Raw genomic sequence first — 952 nt, 5'->3', positions numbered from 1 at the left:
TATAATAGGTACTYCCGAAGGAATGTTAATGCCAAAAGGTAATTTATCAAGAGCAGAAGCGATAGTTATTTTATCTAGGATATAAGAAAATTGAGGATATATTGAGTAACTAAGAAATATGATGTATTTTAGATTAGAGATTTGTTGAAAAACATTATAAAGTGATGAATAAATATTAGCCAATTTTGTATATAAAACTGATAAACTTAACTAGAAAGATACTTTTACTAAAGATTAGGGGGAATAGAGAGTGAATCGTATAGTTAATAGTATAATATCAATTATATTGGCTATATCAATGGTATTGTGTACAAATTTGATTAATGCAAATGCACAAGAGAAAAGTACTCAGTTATCTAAAGGGCAATATTTAATAATTAACTCAAAAAHAAATAAACTAGGGTATTTTAAAGATGGAGTACTGGTTAAAGAATTTTCTGTTGCAACAGGAAAACCATCGACACCAACACCAAAAGGTAAGTTTAARATAGTAAATAAAATAAAAAATAGACCATATTATAGTGGGGGAATTCCTGGAGGAAGTCCTAAAAATCCACTTGGAGATAGATGGTTRGGACTTCATGTTGGAGCAACTTACGGAACTACATATGCAATACATGGAAATAATAATACGAGTAGTATAGGTAAGAATGTAAGTGGTGGATGTATTAGAATGCATAATAGTGATATAAGATGGTTATTTGAACAGATTAATGTAGGTGCATATGCTATAATTGATAACTCAGGTAAAACATTTATTCAAATTGCTGCTAAGTATGGAATAAGATTAGGAAATGTAGATGTAGAATCACAGAATATAAAGAATTTRAARAATGCATATAAGGAGTTTTCTAGTTATAATGGAATAGATTTATTAAATAGAAATAGTATAATAACAAATGTAAGTGATGCAGATAGTATTTTAGCATCTAAATATAATTATATAAATGCA

General features: G+C 27.7%; 1 protein-coding gene. It reads left to right on the top strand.

Annotated elements, in window-relative coordinates:
- Positions 1 to 250: 250 nt before the first annotated feature.
- The coding region (locus G3997_RS08495) for a L,D-transpeptidase (RefSeq protein ID WP_296645360.1) at positions 251 to 952 on the top strand (702 nt) is incomplete at its 3' end.

Source organism: Romboutsia sp. 13368, from assembly GCF_018336475.1.
Lineage (GTDB): Bacteria > Bacillota > Clostridia > Peptostreptococcales > Peptostreptococcaceae > Romboutsia.
The sequence above is the reverse complement of the archived record's forward strand: the minus strand, read 5'-3'. Positions and strand labels throughout refer to the sequence as shown.